Below are 16556 nucleotides of genomic sequence, written 5' to 3' on the forward strand. Positions count from 1 at the left end.
TACAGTTATTTCTTTTGCTTTCTTTCTTTTAAAACTGTCAATAATAACCAGATACCTAATCCAACAGCTGTCATATAACCAATAAAACCTAAGGCTGGAATTCCAAAAACTTTTGGTGTCATTTGTGTTGTACACAATAAGCTACTTGCCATCAATAACCCTGCACTGACAATACCGACGACAAGTTTATTAACCATATGGTTAATAGCATTCATAGGTACACTTGATTCCATCATATCAAGATTAATTTTAAGTCGTCCTTTCATGATCATACGCATGACATCGGATAATTGAGCAGGAATATGTAACATGTTCTGTGAAGCACTATAGAGATTTTTTATCGCATTGGTCAATTCTTTTTGATAATCTAAATGACAAGAAAGATGACTAGCCACATGATTGGCTGCAATTTCTATAATACTAATATGAGGATCAATGAGCATGACAGTGCTTTCTATCGTGACTAACCCTCTTGCTAACATACTTACACCTTTTGGCATAGAGATACGATGTTTATGAGCAATCACAAAGATTTCTTGTACAACATCTCCTAAATTGATATCTGTTAAATCAACTGTTACATAATGCTTCATAAAAGTTTCTATATTATCATAAAACAAAGCATAATCAATACGATTATCATGTTCACCTAAAGTCAAAATCACATCAACCAGTTTTTGCGTATCATTTTGTCCAATTGCTAAAACAGCATCCTTCATCAAATCTTTATCAGCACGATTCAAAATACCCATCATACCAAAATCAATCCAGACAATCTTTCCATCACGAACTCTTAAATTACCGGGATGGGGATCCGCATGAAAAAATCCATCATCAACAATCTGCTTAATGTAGTTTTCAGCTAGTTTCGCAGCAATTTCTCTTAAATCATATCCTGCTTCCATTAAATGAATACGATCATCTATTTCAAAACCATCAATATATTCCATCACTAAAACCTTGCTCGTGCTATATTCATCAATAATCAGTGGTGCTTCAATATATTGAATATCTTGATGTAAATAAGCAAATTTTCTGGCATAGTGAGCCTCATTTAAAAAATCCATTTCTTCCTTAGCAGTATGCCAGAATTCATCTAAAACAATATTTAAATCCACAACACTTCCAAGTACATCATTTAACTTAAGAATCTTTACAGCTTTACGAATCAAGGAAATATCTCTTTCCATCATTTCGTAAATATCAGGACGTTGAACTTTCACAACAATATGTCGACCATCTTTTAATGTTGCTTTATGAACCTGAGCAATCGAAGCACTTCCTAAAGGAATCTCATCAAAATCTAAAAAAACATCACTTAATTTTTGATGATATTCATTTTCAATAACACTTTTGACTGTTTCAATGCTCATTGAAGCAACATTATCTCTTAATTTCACCAGCTCTCGACAATAACGTTGAGAAAACATATCCTGTCTGGAAGCCATAATTTGACCTATCTTAACAAATGTTGGACCTAAATCTTCTAAAATCATCCTAAATTTAACGGGATCAATGCCTTTAGCCAAATGATGTTTTTTCAGTATTGCCAGAATTTGAGCAAGTCGACGTTTTGTACTTAAACTATTCTTTTGTTTCATTCTTTGCTTTTTGTAATGCCTCAATTTTTGCTTTTAAGGCTTCTAAATCTTCTACGTCCATTTCCTGTAAATCTTTTTCTACTGTTTCTACAGTTATAGGTTTTCTTAGTTTTTGAGCAACATTATGTTTTAATTCTTCATTTAAAACTTTTCCTTGTTCAACAGTTAATTCACCTTTTTTCACTAAATCTTCTACGACTTCTTTAGATTTTTCAGCTGTTACTGCCACAGCACCAATACCAGCTAATAATACTTTTTTTAAATCTTCACTCCAATTATTCATAACAAAATTCCTCCTTTGATATCTCTATTTTACTACGAATTTCTACAAATGTGTAGTTTAATAAAATGTGAAATAAAAAAGGCGATACAAATCATATCTCATGATTATATATCGCCCATAAACTCATTATTTATTTAATAATTTTTCTCTTTTCTTATTAAGAACGACAATTCCAGTTCCCACAACAGATAAAGAAAGCATTAAACCATATAAAATAATTTGTGAATTATCATCAGTCTTCACTGTTTTATCACTTTCAACAGGTTTTTGTTCTGGTTTGTTTGTTGTATCTTGAACTGGTTTATCTGTATCTTCTGGATTTGGAGTTACAGTCACATCAATATTTTTATCCCAAATCATATAAATTGTTGTATCTGCATTAAATGGTACATTTGCTTTTAATGCTTCTGTTCCTTCAACATCTAAGAAGAATCCTTTAAATGTATATCCTTCAAATTTGAAACCATCTTTCATTGAATCTAATTCTTTTAAATCAGCTTCACTTAAAACTGATCCTTTTGCAATTCCTTTAATTTGAGTATCTTCTAATGTTAAACCTAATTCTTCTAAGTTGACTTCTTTACCATCAACAATTGCTTTCATTGTAATTGTAATTGTTTCTTGTTCTGGTTTTGAATCTTCACCTGGAGTCGTTGGATCTGTTGATTCAGTAATCATACCATTGGCAACAGTAACTTTTCTTTCATTAAATATAACTATAACAGTCTCTGGTAATGTGACAACAGATTCATTGCCACTTAATGGAATTTCATCTTGTTTATCTGCATCTACATAATATAATCCTACAGAATTTTTTGGTGATGTGATAACGATTGATGCGTTTTTTGCAACCGTTAATGTTGGTTCTGTTCCAAATCTGTTATCAATATTAATTCCACCCCAAGAGTTTTCCCCTAATTGTAATATTGTCAACGCATTTAATTCAAGTTTTCCACCATTCAATACAATAGCAGCTCCACCTGCAGTCTTTCTGTTATCAATCTCTAATCCATCAGTTTTAACATCGCCACCATAAATATGTAAACCACTCTTTGTTGATTCATCAGTGACAATCTTGAGAGCATTTAATTCAACACCATCTGAAGTCACAGTGATAACATTATCTTTTGTCGTGAAATTATCAGCAACAAATGCACCGCCCTCACCATAGATTGCCATTGGTTCATTAATGTTAAACGTTTCTTTTAATTGAATATCTTCTCTGAGACGAACAACTGTTACATCTTGACCTTGATTATGTTTTGCATTGACAAAATCAACCAAATCAGTTGCATTAACAAATGCATGTTGTTCTTTTCCATTTTCATCTATTGTTTCTACAACAGATAACTTCAATGAATAAACTAAAGCATTATTTTCTCTGCATACGACTGATTGAGTAGGCTTGTTGTCAAGTGTTTGACAATCAATTGTTCCATCACTAAAATAAGCCTTTGCAAGATTCCCATCAACATTAATACCATACCAAGAATTTTGTCCTAAAGACATCTTATTAACACCAGTAAAAGATGCTTCGGATTGATTAATAATCACTGGTGCCCCAGCACTCGCTTCTTCATGATCAAATGTAGAATTACTAATAGTCACGTTCGCTCCACCATTAATTGATAGTAAGTTTTTTGTCTTAGTATTCGCTACAAAAGTGACATTATTAAATTCATACTCTGCTTGACTATCAATATTTATCAGATTAGCCAAATAACCCGTACCTGGATTTGCCCTTTCATCAATAATTGTCTTTGGTATTGGATTAGTTTTCATAGGTTCAGTAATAGTAAAAGAACCCGTTATTCGAATTTCACCATCTGTCTCGTTTTCAAATGCCTCTTTAAATGCTTCAGCAGTAGAAACTTCCTTAAAAGCAACATCGCCTGCTGCATATGCAGTTCCAGCAGTTAGACAAAGTCCAAGCATCATGACAAATGACAAACCTAATGCTAAAAATTTTCTTGTCTTTTTCATTGTATATCCTCCCATAATATTCAGTAGAATAAAAACTAATAAAGACCCAGAACTATTCTTTATTATTGTTTGTATTCTACTATAAATATAGTACCCCCCCCCCGCGTATTTTTGTCAATGAAATTTCACTTTTAAAAAAATAATTTTAATTTATTATATCATATTTATTTGAGACATAATCTAAAATAAAAACAAGATAAATCTTATATCTTGCTTTCATAAATAATCTTATTTGTTATAAAATAGTTTTCATAACATTTTTAATATCACTTTATTCATACCAATCATCATAATCAGAATACTGTTGAATATATCCTTTAGATTTAACAATACGTGGTTCAAAACTTTCCTTGACTTCAGTAATATTTAATACTCTAATATGAAACATCCAGTCATCACCAAAATCATAATGAAGTAAAAATTTCTGACCATTATAAAGTCCAAGCTTATCAAGAGCGATATCTGTTGATGGTTCTCGCTCCATCATAGTTGCATAATATGCATCTGTACTATATTGACGATTATCCATACAAAATTCATATAAATGCTCATCTATGAAATCAAAAGCATCTAAGATAATCCTACATAATTGATCTAATGTTTCATCCCCACATATCTCAATATTTCGATAGACATCACGTCCTTTACCTGCTGGATAAACCTTTATAGAATATTGTGTACTCATCATATACCTCACCACTGCTATGGTTTAAAGTTTTTGTGGGTATAATCCTTTTTCTACTAATAATTGTATATTTTCTTTGACATAATCTTTATCTTCTTTATATGTTACACCAAACCATTCATCATGTGATTTTAATGCTGTTACTTTAGCTTTATTGTTATGTAATAAATCACCAATAATCGTTGGTAACAAATATTCAGCTTTCAGATTATCAGATGGTGTTGTTGCTAGAAAATCATTGAATCCCTTTTCTAAAATATCAAAGAATTCTGGATATAATCCCCACATGTTCATTGATACTGCTGAATCCAAATCAATTTCTTTTCCATCAGCAACAGCTTTACCGTTTACCTTTTCAATATTATGTGTTTCAACAATATCTACCAATTGATCATCCTTAACTTGACATACACCTCTTGTCACTCCACCATTATCACTTAATGTATTTTTCAAGATAAATCCAACCATACATATTGGCATTGGCTCTTGAGGGTGTTCCTGTGTCAAATAACGATAAGCTTCCTGGTAAGCCTCTCTACCATAATAGTCATCTGCATTAATGACAAGAAATGGTTCATGAACAAGTTCTTTACAAGCTAAAATAGCTTGTCCTGTTCCCCATGGTTTTGTACGTCCCTTAAATTTATCTTGATACTGACTAGGAATATTATCAATTTCCTGGAAAGCATATTCAACATGCACTTTTTTCTTCATTCTTTGACCAATGATTTCATCAAAATCTTTTTCTAAATCTTTTCTAATGACAAAGACAACTTTATTAAATCCAGCTTCTAAAGCATCATAAATAGAATAATCCATGATGATTTCTCCATTTGGCCCTACTGGCTCTAGCTGTTTGATTCCACCTCCAAATCGACTTCCTATTCCTGCCGCCATTACGACAAGTGTAACATTACTCATATTATTCACTCCTTAAATTATTTCTCGGAAATAATTATACCAATTTATTGACTTTATCACAACAAAATAGTAAGCGCAAAATGAAAAAGCCCTATTATCAATCAACGACATTGATTATAATTAGAGCTGTAATAAATTGACAATTTATATATGTATGATTTACAGGACACGACTAAAAGATCGTATCTCTACGATTTTTTAGTCAGATATGTATTATCAGGCAATTCTTTTGACCATGGCATATAATTATCAAGGGCTTCTTCATCATTGATATCTATTTCTGTCAATGATGACAAAAGATAGTTAAAATATTCATAGGGATTGAGATTGTTTAGCTTTGCAGTTTCTATAAGTGAATATAAGGCAGCGCTTGTCTGTGCTCCCTGAACCGTATTGGTAAACAGCCAGTTGCGTCTGCCTACACAGAATGGGCGTATCGCATTTTCTGCTCGGTTGTTTGATATCTCTATTCTCCCATCTTCAAGGTAGACTCTTAGTTTTTCTTCCTGGTTGATGCTGTATTTGAGTGCTTCACTTAACTTTGTTTTATCCACTGCAACTTTTGAACATTCCCTGACATCTTCAAAGAAATCATCAACCAGTGGTTTTGACTGAACCTGTCGAATTTGCCTGATTTCTTCATAGCTTCTGTCCGCGTTTTCCTTTTCAATTTGAAAAAGCTTGTTGATCTTATGAAAAAGCCTATAGCTGGCAGTTTGTTTGAGATCTACCCCAGCAGGCGCACTGTCTAGTGCTTCCTTATATTTTCTACGACAATGAGCCCAGCATCCCATGTGTGTAATGCCTTCAAGTTTCTCATAGGCCTGATAGCCATCCGTCTGAAGTATATGATGATAGCCTTCCAGATGCTTCTGGGCATGCTCGTGTCCTCTTGTATTTTCGTATATGAAAACAACTATCTGCTTCTCCTCGCTGCGTCCTGTCTTGTATACCCACATATAGGATTTTGTGGTTGCCTTTTGATGCGGTGCCTTTAAAACCTGAACAGACGTTTCATCTCCGTGCAGGTATTGACTTTTTAACAGAACCTTATGCATATGACTAGCGATTGTCCTGAAATATTCATCATGCAGTTTGATCATCCAGTTGGCCATCGTCTGTCTTGACAGCTTCAGCCCCATCTGATTGAACATGACTTCCTGTCTATACAGAGGCAGTGCTTTGTTGAACTTGTTATCAATGATATATGACAGAAGTGATGGCGATGCAAAGCTCTTGTATATGACCGGTTCCTTCATGGGTGCCTTGTATATTGGCGATTGAACAGCTTCCCTGTCACATCGATCGCACGTATAGACATATTGAATATGTTCAATGACTTCATATCGTGCAGGATGGTAGACAAGCTCCTTTCTTTTGTTTTCGCCTATCTTTCTAAGCAGTGCACCACATTCTGGGCAGCTTTTATTGTCAATATCATGAATGACCTTCTTTACTGGCAGTGATGAAATATCTATTCCTCTCTGTCTGCTTTTTCTTTTTCTTCTGTATGTGATTTCTTCAAGTTCCGGTTCCTGCTTGATTGGTGTGGATTCTAGTTCAATTTCATCAAAAAGAGAAATCTGATTAGGAAGAACAGTCTTTTCTGAAGATGAACCAAAAAGCTTCTTCTGCTGAAGCTTGATCTGCTGACTGTACCAGTTCAGCTGCTCAGTCAATGCTTCAATCTTTTTATCCTTTTCATTGATCATCTTGATCAGTTCTTCCTGACTTAGATTTCTCAAGTTCATGACATCTTCACACCCCACATTACATGATTTCAGCTGTTTCGTATTATACCATAAAACAAACTGCTTTGTTAGATGAGAAGCTGCTTTTCTTTCAATTTTTCATCATATTCAAGACCCTCCAGAAGCCAACTGAGCTGACGGGAAGTGATGGCTCTTGTCAATGATTCCTGCGATTCCTGGATTTTGAATTTTCCATGTTCAAGTCTCTTGATGAACAGCCAGAAGCCGTTGCTTTCATAATAGAGAATCTTGATGCGATTTCTTGATCGGTTGGTAAAGATAAAAAGGCTGTGATCAAGGACATTCATCTGGAATTGGGAATGCACAATGAGTGTCAGCCCATCTATCGACTTGCGCATATCCACGAAATGCGTTGAAACGTAGATATTCTTGACTTCATCAGTGTTGATGATCATTTGAGAGCACCAATGATTCTGTCAAGAAGTGCAGGATCAAATTCAATACAATGACCATCAATGGTCATTGATACATTGGGGTGGGCATCATCCACAACCTCGACAGGAACAAATAAATTACTTTGAAGTTCATCATTTTCCAGTCGTCTTTTTGACTTATAGAAAGAAGACACACAGATATTGTTCTGTCTGCAGAATTCCTTGACAGTCAAAGTGCTTTCCTTTTGACTATTTATGATTTTTTTCCAATCATATTGCATATAGTAAGTACCTCCTTTTTTATTGTACTTACATTTTAAATGAATATCCGCAGTCTTGTTAGTGCCTTTTCATTTGTCGCTTACACAAAATAAACATAATTTAACAAAAACTAAACAAAAAGAGGCATCAGAAGACACCCCTTTCAATCATTCTATTCACTTTGTTCAACACTTATTTTTTCACCATTCATCATTTGCTTAATAAGTGACGCACATTCACTTACACTGTTCTCATCAGGAATCATATAGTATAGTTTATTGTTAGGCATATAAGCTCCACCTGTCATCATTTGACCATTTCCAGTTAATTGAATTTGATATATATCCCATGATGCCATATCATTCAACTGCGTTTTGATTAAGTCAGTAATCTCACCAGCAGACATATTTGTTTCAAATGAACCTTCAATAGAACTTAACACACTTGAATAATTTGTTAAAATTGCAGGTGACATAGCTTTCTTTAACATACCTGTTAAAACACGTTGCTGATTTTTAACACGGTCATTATCTCCACCAGATAAACCATAACGTTCTCTTACAAATCCTAAAGCCTTGTCTCCATCCATTTCATTATTTCCTTTATGAATCTGATAACCACCATGTAAAGTTGTAAAAGCAACAGGAGAATAAACTGTAATTCCTCCTAATGCATCTACCATTTCAATCAGTGATGTAAAGTTAACTCTTGCATAATAGTTAATATCAATACCCATAAAGTTTTCAATTGTTGATACTGAGTTTTCAACTCCACCTAATCCAGCATGTGTTAATTTATCTTTCTTTCCTTTGTTTGTTAATGTAACATAATAATCTCTAGGAATACTTGTCATTAAAATTTGTTTTGTTTCAGGATTGACTGTCACTAACATATTCACATCACTACGTGAAACCGTTGAAACTGGTCCTGTCGTATCAATTCCACTAATAAATATCGTAAAGACTTCTTTTGTAACATTTACATTTTTAGAAATATCTTTTGTCTGTTCTACAATATCATAAGACCAAATGATTCTTGTATCATTTTTAAACGTATCATGTTCTTCTTCCAACATACCATAGTTTGCTTCATTAATATATATAGCTTTTGTTTTTCCATCATACAAATCATTAGCCATATCTACATAATTTGATGCATTATTAACTTGAATAGTTGATTCTTCTTTATTTAATGCTTCAATTGCTTCATTCATATATTTAGCATTATCTTCATCATCTAAATTAGCTTCAATTGTTTGATTTTTTAAATCAGAAACTTTTTGATAATCACTATCCTTCATGACAACTAAAGAAATTCTTGTTGTCTTTGTATTAGCACCAGAAATGGCATCAATCACTGAATTTCCTTGTGCTATATATAAAGATCCTACCATTAGAAAAACAGATAACAATAAGCTAATCACTTTTCCAATAATATTTCTAATCTTTCCTTTACCTTGATTTTTTGATGGCTTCATCAATAAAAACGTTATGAGAGCCAACAAAACAACAATACCAATTAATACCATTGTATATAATAATGGTAAAGCATTAAGTTTAAAAACAAGTCCAATCAATAATAAAGAAGCAATAGCTTGAATTCCTAAAATAACTTGCCATGAAGTGATTTTAGAAATAAGACTACCTTTTGAATGTTTTGTCATTTTATCCCTCTTTTCTTCATCTTTCACATGGTAGCATATTCATGTGAACTTTTCAAGAATATGTCAATTTTTAAAATAATTTATACTTGACCATTTCTGCCTTTTTCATTTCAAAAGATGAATGAACATATGTATTTAAAGTTATAGTTACTGATGAATGACCTAATATTTCACTTAAACTTTTCACATCAATTTGACACTGTACACATTTTGTCGCAAAAGTATGTCTTAAAACATGAAATCGATAATCTTGAATATTTAATTCCTTTAAAATTTTTTTGAAATAATATTGATAACTACGTGGATCTAAATACTTTTCATTTCCAGTGAGTATAAAGCCTTTTTCTTTTTTTGATTGATTTAAAAATTGTAAAAGTATTGGATTAATGGGAATCACACGATAAGAATATTTTGTTTTAGGTGCTCCTATTATAGTATAGCTTTTTCCATTATCATTAATCCTTTTCATTTGTCGCTTACCAAACATGTCATAATGAAAGAATACTCATTATCAAAGGTGGCATTAAAATAGAACTTGATTCCAATACGCCCTATTCATCTATTGAACCTCTCTTGAAAGTACTGCTATGATTGGAGATATTTCAAAGGCAGAACATATCTACATAGCTGCTGGCTATACTGATATGCGCAAGCAGATTGATGGACTATCACCTATTATTCAACATAATTTTAATCTTGATTCTTTTTCTAATTCTGTGTTTCTTTTTTGCGGAAGAAATTCAAGAATCATGAAGGTGCTGTATTGTGATTATTTCGCGTTAATCAACCACCTAATTCACAACTCCAGCACCAATTGTATATAGTTTAAGCACCGTTGATATATATTAATAGCATCACTCAAAAGTGATGCCTATTTTTATTCGTTATTCATGTTTGTAGTGACTTCTCACATATTGATATCTCTCCAGCATTAATAGTGATTGAATTATGAATGATATGATCCATGATCGCATCAGCATGAACTCCTCCACCCAAGAGAGAATGCCATTTTAAATTCTCTTAAATGACAAATATATTTGATAAAAATCAACGACTGCTAAAATTATGAATAGAAATAAAACAAATATTAAGTTATTTGAAAAAGGTATATATAATAAAATGATTTGGAATGTAATTATCAGAATATTGAATAAGTATGCAAATTTATTTATTTTTATGTTTATTTGTTTCTTTGTATCTCTATATCTTATTATCCACATGATAAAATAGCTTAATAATGTAGCTATAGAAGCTCCATAAAGGCCAATACATGGTATTAATAAGATATTAAATATACAATTTGCTATAGCTCCAATCAAAGAACTTGTAAAAACACCTGATGTTTTTTTTGAAACAATATAATTAACCCCAATAAATGAAGAAAAACTAGAAAAAACAACTGCTAATATTAAAAAAGGAATATATTCCCATGCATCAATATAATCTTGGGAAAAGAAATTTAATATTAGTGGTTTTAATACAACTAATAAGAAAGATGAAATTCCAAACATGACAATAGAAAAAAGATTGTAAATTTTTGAATAATATGTAGATTTAGATGAAGAATTTTCTTCCTCTACAGCCGATATTTGCCATGCCTGAAAAAATATTTGTGAGAACATACTTATAACTGTTGGTATTTTGAATGCAATAGCATAAATACCGTTTGCAGATAAATCTAGAAAATATAGAATAAAAAACTTAGACGACGCGTTCATTACCCACCACATTATACTATTTGGGACTAGTGGAATACTGTATTTTAAGTATACCTTGATGGATTCTTTAGAAATAACATTGACTTTAAAATATTTAAAAATATTTGTAGTTATTGTTATATATATTGAACTAATTGTGTATCCAATAATCATAGATAAGAAATAACCAGGAATTCCCATTTTAAAATTCACAAGAAATAACACGTTTAATAATAACATTATAAATGTATATATAAGCCCTGATATAGTATAGACTTGATTTCTATCAATTCCTTTAGAAAACTGTTGAAAGAAAGTGTATATTCCTTGAGTTATCAACAATAATATAAAATATAATAAAAAATTAAAATCAATAAATAAATTAATTATCGGCATTACAAAGATAAAAATCAAAAATCCTAAAATTAACACTATAAAGCAATTAGTAAAAACTTCTTCCTTAGTATATTTTGAATTTAGAGTATATCTAAGAATTGCTTCATATATCGCACATGTGAAAAATGGAAGAAAAAGCGATACTAATGTTATTGTTGTATCAATTAAACCATATTCTTCAGTAGTTAAAACATATGTGTATAGTGGAACAATTAAAAACGTTAAAAATTTACTTCCTAGGTTACCAATAGTAAAAATCCCAATGTTTCTTATTAGTTTGATATATTTATTCATCTAAAACCTCCCAAATATTCTTTATTAGCCATTTTTTTGAGTATTTTTTTAATTCATCTATTCGTTCAATATTTTCTTTAGATAGTGTAATGATAGATAATTGATTTACTATCTTCTCTATATCATACTCATAATATGAATAACATCTATCTTCTAAGTTTAAATATTTAAAGAAGTCTTCTATTTTTTTATCCCATACCATAGCAATACTTGGTATATACAAAGAAGTTGCAATAATATGGCTATGTAATCTAAATGATAAAATCGAACTAAATTCAGATATTGTATTAACCAATTCATCAGGTCTTTTTGGACAATTAACTATATATTTTTCTTGATTTAGATTTAAATTTTTTAATATTTGTTTTGAGAACTCATAATCTTCAGATGAACCATTACAAAATATTTTCCAATTGATATTTTTGGTATTTAATTCTTTAATTATTTTTTGCCAAAAATCAATCAGTAAATTTCTATCTTGTTCTATATACATTATACCCAATCCAATAAGATGGTTATCTTTCTTTAAAATATTAAAATTTTCATTAGATAATAAAGCAATATCGTAATTTTTTTCAAACGGACGATTTATTAATTGCTTTGCTATATTTTCATGATCTCTAATAGAAATTGAGTGGACTATTTTTTTATTTAATGAGTGTTTCAATTTATAAAATAAAATTTTACTCTTTAACTTACCGAATCCACAGCAATTAAAAATTACGGGTATATTATTTTCTTCACATTTATTTACTAAATATGAAATTTGGAAAATAAAACAGGGCAAAAATAATGCACCTCCAGCGAAAATTGCAATATCGTAAGAATCACCAAAAAAAATATCAAAATCTTTTAAAGTTGATTTATTTCGCTTTAAATTTGACAAATACTCATATATGCCACTATTATTTTTTAAATATACTTTTAATTTATTTATCTTCTTTTTAGATAATATAAAATTATCATATTCTTGAGTAAAACCAGATCTATGACTTAGGTCTAATTTTGTAATTTGTACATCAATAAATTCCTTTTTAATCATTTTTTCTACGTTTGTACATATTACTCCATCTCCTAAATTATCAGAGTAGTGTTCTCCTATTAGTAATACTTTCATGTTTCATTCATCTCCTAATTGTTATGTTATTATCCGTTTGGTAATATCATCAATCTTACTTTCTACATTAACATTATTAATTACTAACTATTTTTTAATTTCTTTATTAATACTAAAAAAATAGCAACAAATACACCAGATTCATTTGTTAAAGTGGTTTCAACGAATAATGCTAGGATTATATATAACCAAAAGTATATTATAGATTCATATTTTCTTGAATTATTAGTAATATTTTCTATAGAAGATCGAAATATGTAAAATAAACTAGTTATATATGAAATACATCCAAACGCACCAAATTGTCCTATTAAGCCAGGCCAAAATGTATCACCGATATATCCAAAGGAAGTTGGTCTTAATCCTTCGATATAAAACAAATTGTATTTATAATATAATGGGGAATAATATTCAGCTGAAGTATAAGTACCAAAGGAAGAAAAACCAGTCCCTAGTGGGAAGTAGTTAAACATTATTTGAAATGCTGTAATATATAATAGTGGTCTAGCAGAAAATTGTGCAGCAGAAATATAAGTCATAATTTTATTAAATGATAATAATAATACTAAACCACCTAATACTACAATATGTTTTATTTTAATCTTTTTGAAATATTTTAGAATAAATATTAGTGCTAGTACACCAACTACAAATAATAGCCCTTTTGTTCTTTGGGTCATAAATATTATAAAAAAAATCATTAATTCATATTTTAAAGAATATTTATATAAATGAACTAAACAAAATAGCATAACCATGGTAAATACTAGAAAGGTCGGATGTACAAACAAGAATTTAAAACTTTTTATTCCCATTCTCACATCATGAGTCATTCCTATATCAATGAATTGTGAGATAATTGAAAGAAAAAACAATATAAAAATTACTATTTTTGAGAATTTAATTAGATAAGTTGCATTTATTTCTTTATTAAAGACAATCAAAGAGCAATAATAACATATAAAGAATTTTGAAAAAGCAAAAATATCTTTTATAATCGGTATTATTTGTATATCATATTCTAAAAAAATAGTAGAAATAATTCCAATTATAATAAATATTAAAAAGAAAATGATACTTTTAAATTCATTTGAATTTTTTGAAAATAACTTCAATAGATTATTTTTATTTTTTATGGCTTTATATACTGTTAATAATACTAAAATAATAGTTATGATTTCATCACTATAATTAAATATGGATAAAACACCTGAAATACAATTATTGAATAACATGAAAAAAAACAGTATAAAAAGGAACAATTCCTTTAAATTTAGTTTTGATAGCATAGCATTAACTCCTTGACAACGTCACAAATATTGAAACTTGTATAATTGGGTTTATAAACTCTAATAGTATCAAAATGATTAGGTAGGTTTTTGATAGCTATTGACCAATTAATATAATCACTATCATTATCAATACTTAGAAATTGAATACAATTACTTATATCAACATCCTTTGGTATGTGATTCGAACATAATATATTTAAGCCATTTGCTTGGGCTTCTATTGCTACAATACCTAAACCTTCAAATAACGAAGGAAACAGTAAACAATCAAAAGCAGACATCCATTTATTTATTTCATTACTGCTTTCAATTATAGTCACATAATTACTTAAACCATTATTTTTGATATATTCATTAATAGTAGAATAATTAACTCCGGACCCTATAATAACAAAATGATATCTATTCTGGTCTTCTTTAATTAACTCTCTAAATACTTTAAGGCTAAGCATATGATTTTTTTCTGGAGCTAATCTACCTACTTGACCAACAACAAATTTATCTTTTAGATTAAGTTTATCTCTAATTAAATTTCTATCATCAATATTAAATTCAAATTTTGAGAAATCTATTCCATTGTTAATAATTCTAAATTTAGAAGAGTTTATTTGCTTAGATGTAAACATCCATTCTCCAGCATCTTTTGAACATGCGAAATAATCCGTTGCAAAAAAAGACCATAAAGGTTTTACCATATTATGAAAAATTGACTTAAATCCAAAATGTTTAGTAAATTTTTGCATTCCATTAGAATGAGAATGAATAATAATTTTAGGCACTTTACATATTTTTGCAATTATAGCATCTTCAATCCACATATTATCAGATGCATGTATATGAAAAACATTATAGTCATTCTTTTTTAAAACTGAGTATAATGATTTCATTCTATAAAAATGTTTTTTAAGAATGTTTTTTTCATTCCAAGCTCCTGTTTTAAATACCTTACTTCCTAATCCTTTAACATATTCTTCATAATATTGCTCTTCTTCAGGATCATAATAGTTAATAAAATCAAATACTACTTCATTTGATATTTTAGAATATATATTTGTTATAAAGGTTTCTATTCCACCCATATTTAATCCTGTACAGTGCAGTACTTTTATTTTTTCCATAGAACACCTCCAAATATCGAGAATTTGTAATAAAAGGTTATAAGTAAATGCTATTATGTTTCTTAATAAATGACTGTCCTGAAAATTTATCATTAAATAGGTTAATTGAGTTTTCTGAAATAATAGTCCAATTAGATTTGTTTAATAAAGCATTTATAATACAATTAGATAATTCTTTAGAGCTTCGTTTTTGGCATATATATCCATTGAATCCATCTTGAATGATTTCACAAGTACCACCAACATCCGTAGCAACTACAATTTTTCCTAATGATATAGCTTCAATTGGAACTAGTGGTAGTCCTTCCCATAATGAAGAAAGACATATAATATCTGACTGTTTCATTAAAGATTTAACATCCTTTCGATAACCTAACATAAAAATTTTATCTTCAAGATTTAAATCTTGAATTCTTTTCTTTAGTTTTTCTTCATCTTCACCTGAACCTATTATAAAAAAGTACACATTATTGTATTGTGTAATAACATTTTTCGCAGCTTCTATAAAGTATATTTGACCTTTTTGTTCAGAAAGTCGACCGATGTTACTAATAATAATTCCATTATTATCCTTTATTTCTTTCATTAAAGGTTCTATTGTAATTTCTTGATCATCATCAAGCGTTGTATTATAAATAACCTCTATATTTTTTTCGTTTATACCAAAATATTCTATTAAATTATTTTTCACCGATTGTCCTACAGCTATAATAGGTATGTTATTTATTGAAAAGTATGTTAGTTTTTTCTTGTTTGTAAATACATTATGCGCAGTATAAATATTTTTGAAATGATGAACATAACTTAGTAATTTTATGTAAAAAGCTGCCATTCTGTGATGTGTATGGATAATATCAATTTTTTCATGGACAATAATGTACCATAACTTAAATAGATTAATAATCATATAAAATGGATTTTTACTATCAATATCATGAATATAGTAATGTTTAATTCCCATATTTTGTAATTCTGAAACTCTCTCTCCACCAGACGAGCAAACGATAATTTTTTCAAAATTATCTTTTTGAGTTTCGCATAATTGCATTACTACATTTTCAGCACCACCGATTCCCATGGTTCTACTAAAATACATAAT

16 protein-coding genes are annotated in these 16556 nt (G+C 29.7%); 1 reads left to right on the forward strand and 15 read right to left on the reverse strand.

Annotated features, from left to right (window positions below):
• Positions 1 to 5: 5 nt before the first annotated feature.
• The 10 genes from ACGHJ8_RS10075 to ACGHJ8_RS10120 all read right to left on the reverse strand — a co-directional run bounded on the left by ACGHJ8_RS10075 (position 6) and on the right by ACGHJ8_RS10120 (position 10012).
• Positions 6 to 1601, reverse strand: coding sequence for an ABC1 kinase family protein (locus ACGHJ8_RS10075; RefSeq protein ID WP_390540149.1), 1596 nt, complete (start codon positions 1599 to 1601; stop codon positions 6 to 8).
• On the reverse strand, positions 1585 to 1884 hold the full coding sequence (locus ACGHJ8_RS10080) for a phasin family protein (RefSeq protein ID WP_087357241.1): 300 nt from the start codon (positions 1882 to 1884) through the stop codon (positions 1585 to 1587). The genes ACGHJ8_RS10075 and ACGHJ8_RS10080 overlap by 17 nt, the downstream gene beginning before the upstream one ends.
• 126 nt (positions 1885 to 2010) lie before the next feature.
• The gene (locus ACGHJ8_RS10085; RefSeq protein ID WP_390540151.1) at positions 2011 to 3867 is read right to left on the reverse strand and encodes a hypothetical protein; all 1857 of its coding nucleotides are present in this window, start codon (positions 3865 to 3867) and stop codon (positions 2011 to 2013) included.
• Positions 3868 to 4138: 271 nt separating this feature from the next.
• On the reverse strand, positions 4139 to 4552 hold the full coding sequence (locus ACGHJ8_RS10090; protein WP_390540153.1) for a hypothetical protein: 414 nt from the start codon (positions 4550 to 4552) through the stop codon (positions 4139 to 4141).
• A gap of 24 nt (positions 4553 to 4576) precedes the next feature.
• Positions 4577 to 5473 (reverse strand): NDP-sugar synthase, encoded by an 897-nt coding sequence (locus ACGHJ8_RS10095; protein ID WP_390540155.1) that lies wholly within the window; start codon positions 5471 to 5473, stop codon positions 4577 to 4579.
• Between the two features lie 188 nt (positions 5474 to 5661).
• Complete coding sequence (tnpC, locus tag ACGHJ8_RS10100; protein WP_390539562.1) at positions 5662 to 7224, reverse strand: IS66 family transposase; 1563 nt, start codon at positions 7222 to 7224, stop codon at positions 5662 to 5664.
• A gap of 68 nt (positions 7225 to 7292) precedes the next feature.
• Complete coding sequence (gene tnpB / locus ACGHJ8_RS10105; protein WP_129737345.1) at positions 7293 to 7640, reverse strand: IS66 family insertion sequence element accessory protein TnpB; 348 nt, start codon at positions 7638 to 7640, stop codon at positions 7293 to 7295.
• Positions 7637 to 7900 carry an IS66 family insertion sequence element accessory protein TnpA gene (gene tnpA, locus ACGHJ8_RS10110; RefSeq protein ID WP_390539564.1) on the reverse strand — a complete coding sequence of 88 codons (264 nt, stop codon included), beginning with the start codon at positions 7898 to 7900 and terminating at the stop codon, positions 7637 to 7639. Before tnpA ends, tnpB (ACGHJ8_RS10105) begins: the two co-directional genes overlap by 4 nt.
• Positions 7901 to 8052: 152 nt before the next feature.
• On the reverse strand, positions 8053 to 9543 hold the full coding sequence (locus ACGHJ8_RS10115) for an LCP family protein (protein ID WP_390540157.1): 1491 nt from the start codon (positions 9541 to 9543) through the stop codon (positions 8053 to 8055).
• A gap of 70 nt (positions 9544 to 9613) precedes the next feature.
• Positions 9614 to 10012 carry a site-specific integrase gene (locus ACGHJ8_RS10120; protein WP_390540159.1) on the reverse strand — a complete coding sequence of 133 codons (399 nt, stop codon included), beginning with the start codon at positions 10010 to 10012 and terminating at the stop codon, positions 9614 to 9616.
• 118 nt (positions 10013 to 10130) lie between these two features.
• Between ACGHJ8_RS10120 and tnpB (ACGHJ8_RS10125) the strand changes: the two genes are divergently transcribed.
• Positions 10131 to 10367 (forward strand): IS66 family insertion sequence element accessory protein TnpB, encoded by a 237-nt coding sequence (tnpB, locus tag ACGHJ8_RS10125; protein ID WP_390540161.1) that lies wholly within the window; start codon positions 10131 to 10133, stop codon positions 10365 to 10367.
• 186 nt (positions 10368 to 10553) lie between these two features.
• On the opposite strand, the gene ACGHJ8_RS10130 is transcribed toward tnpB (ACGHJ8_RS10125), so the two are convergent.
• From ACGHJ8_RS10130 to ACGHJ8_RS10150, 5 genes are all read right to left on the reverse strand, one after another.
• Positions 10554 to 11930 (reverse strand): lipopolysaccharide biosynthesis protein, encoded by a 1377-nt coding sequence (locus ACGHJ8_RS10130; protein ID WP_390540163.1) that lies wholly within the window; start codon positions 11928 to 11930, stop codon positions 10554 to 10556.
• Positions 11923 to 13047, reverse strand: coding sequence for a polysaccharide pyruvyl transferase family protein (locus tag ACGHJ8_RS10135; RefSeq protein WP_390540165.1), 1125 nt, complete (start codon positions 13045 to 13047; stop codon positions 11923 to 11925). The genes ACGHJ8_RS10130 and ACGHJ8_RS10135 overlap by 8 nt, the downstream gene beginning before the upstream one ends.
• A gap of 83 nt (positions 13048 to 13130) precedes the next feature.
• Complete coding sequence (locus ACGHJ8_RS10140) at positions 13131 to 14282, reverse strand: hypothetical protein (protein ID WP_390540167.1); 1152 nt, start codon at positions 14280 to 14282, stop codon at positions 13131 to 13133.
• Positions 14283 to 14320: 38 nt separating this feature from the next.
• On the reverse strand, positions 14321 to 15457 hold the full coding sequence (locus ACGHJ8_RS10145; protein WP_390540169.1) for a glycosyltransferase: 1137 nt from the start codon (positions 15455 to 15457) through the stop codon (positions 14321 to 14323).
• Between the two features lie 37 nt (positions 15458 to 15494).
• Positions 15495 to 16553 (reverse strand): glycosyltransferase, encoded by a 1059-nt coding sequence (locus tag ACGHJ8_RS10150; RefSeq protein WP_390540171.1) that lies wholly within the window; start codon positions 16551 to 16553, stop codon positions 15495 to 15497.
• Positions 16554 to 16556: the final 3 nt, after the last annotated feature.

It is taken from the genome of Massiliimicrobium timonense (assembly GCF_042850985.1).
In the GTDB taxonomy this organism is placed as follows: Bacteria; Bacillota_I; Bacilli_A; order Erysipelotrichales; family Coprobacillaceae; genus Allocoprobacillus.

Bases quoted from the DNA above. Each gene is read 5' to 3' on its own strand.
- ACGHJ8_RS10085 (WP_390540151.1), bottom strand. From the start codon at position 3,867: ATGAAAAAGACAAGAAAATTTTTAGCATTAGGTTTGTCATTTGTCATG.
- ACGHJ8_RS10115 (WP_390540157.1), bottom strand. From the start codon at position 9,543: ATGACAAAACATTCAAAAGGTAGTCTTATTTCTAAAATCACTTCATGG.
- tnpB (WP_129737345.1), bottom strand. From the start codon at position 7,640: ATGATCATCAACACTGATGAAGTCAAGAATATCTACGTTTCAACGCAT.
- tnpB (WP_390540161.1), top strand. From the start codon at position 10,131: ATGATTGGAGATATTTCAAAGGCAGAACATATCTACATAGCTGCTGGC.
- ACGHJ8_RS10075 (WP_390540149.1), bottom strand. From the start codon at position 1,601: ATGAAACAAAAGAATAGTTTAAGTACAAAACGTCGACTTGCTCAAATT.
- ACGHJ8_RS10120 (WP_390540159.1), bottom strand. From the start codon at position 10,012: ATGAAAAGGATTAATGATAATGGAAAAAGCTATACTATAATAGGAGCA.
- tnpA (WP_390539564.1), bottom strand. From the start codon at position 7,900: ATGCAATATGATTGGAAAAAAATCATAAATAGTCAAAAGGAAAGCACT.
- ACGHJ8_RS10135 (WP_390540165.1), bottom strand. From the start codon at position 13,047: ATGAAAGTATTACTAATAGGAGAACACTACTCTGATAATTTAGGAGAT.
- ACGHJ8_RS10145 (WP_390540169.1), bottom strand. From the start codon at position 15,457: ATGGAAAAAATAAAAGTACTGCACTGTACAGGATTAAATATGGGTGGA.
- ACGHJ8_RS10095 (WP_390540155.1), bottom strand. From the start codon at position 5,473: ATGAGTAATGTTACACTTGTCGTAATGGCGGCAGGAATAGGAAGTCGA.
- tnpC (WP_390539562.1), bottom strand. From the start codon at position 7,224: ATGAACTTGAGAAATCTAAGTCAGGAAGAACTGATCAAGATGATCAAT.
- ACGHJ8_RS10090 (WP_390540153.1), bottom strand. From the start codon at position 4,552: ATGAGTACACAATATTCTATAAAGGTTTATCCAGCAGGTAAAGGACGT.
- ACGHJ8_RS10130 (WP_390540163.1), bottom strand. From the start codon at position 11,930: ATGAATAAATATATCAAACTAATAAGAAACATTGGGATTTTTACTATT.
- ACGHJ8_RS10150 (WP_390540171.1), bottom strand. From the start codon at position 16,553: ATGTATTTTAGTAGAACCATGGGAATCGGTGGTGCTGAAAATGTAGTA.
- ACGHJ8_RS10140 (WP_390540167.1), bottom strand. From the start codon at position 14,282: ATGTTATTCAATAATTGTATTTCAGGTGTTTTATCCATATTTAATTAT.
- ACGHJ8_RS10080 (WP_087357241.1), bottom strand. From the start codon at position 1,884: ATGAATAATTGGAGTGAAGATTTAAAAAAAGTATTATTAGCTGGTATT.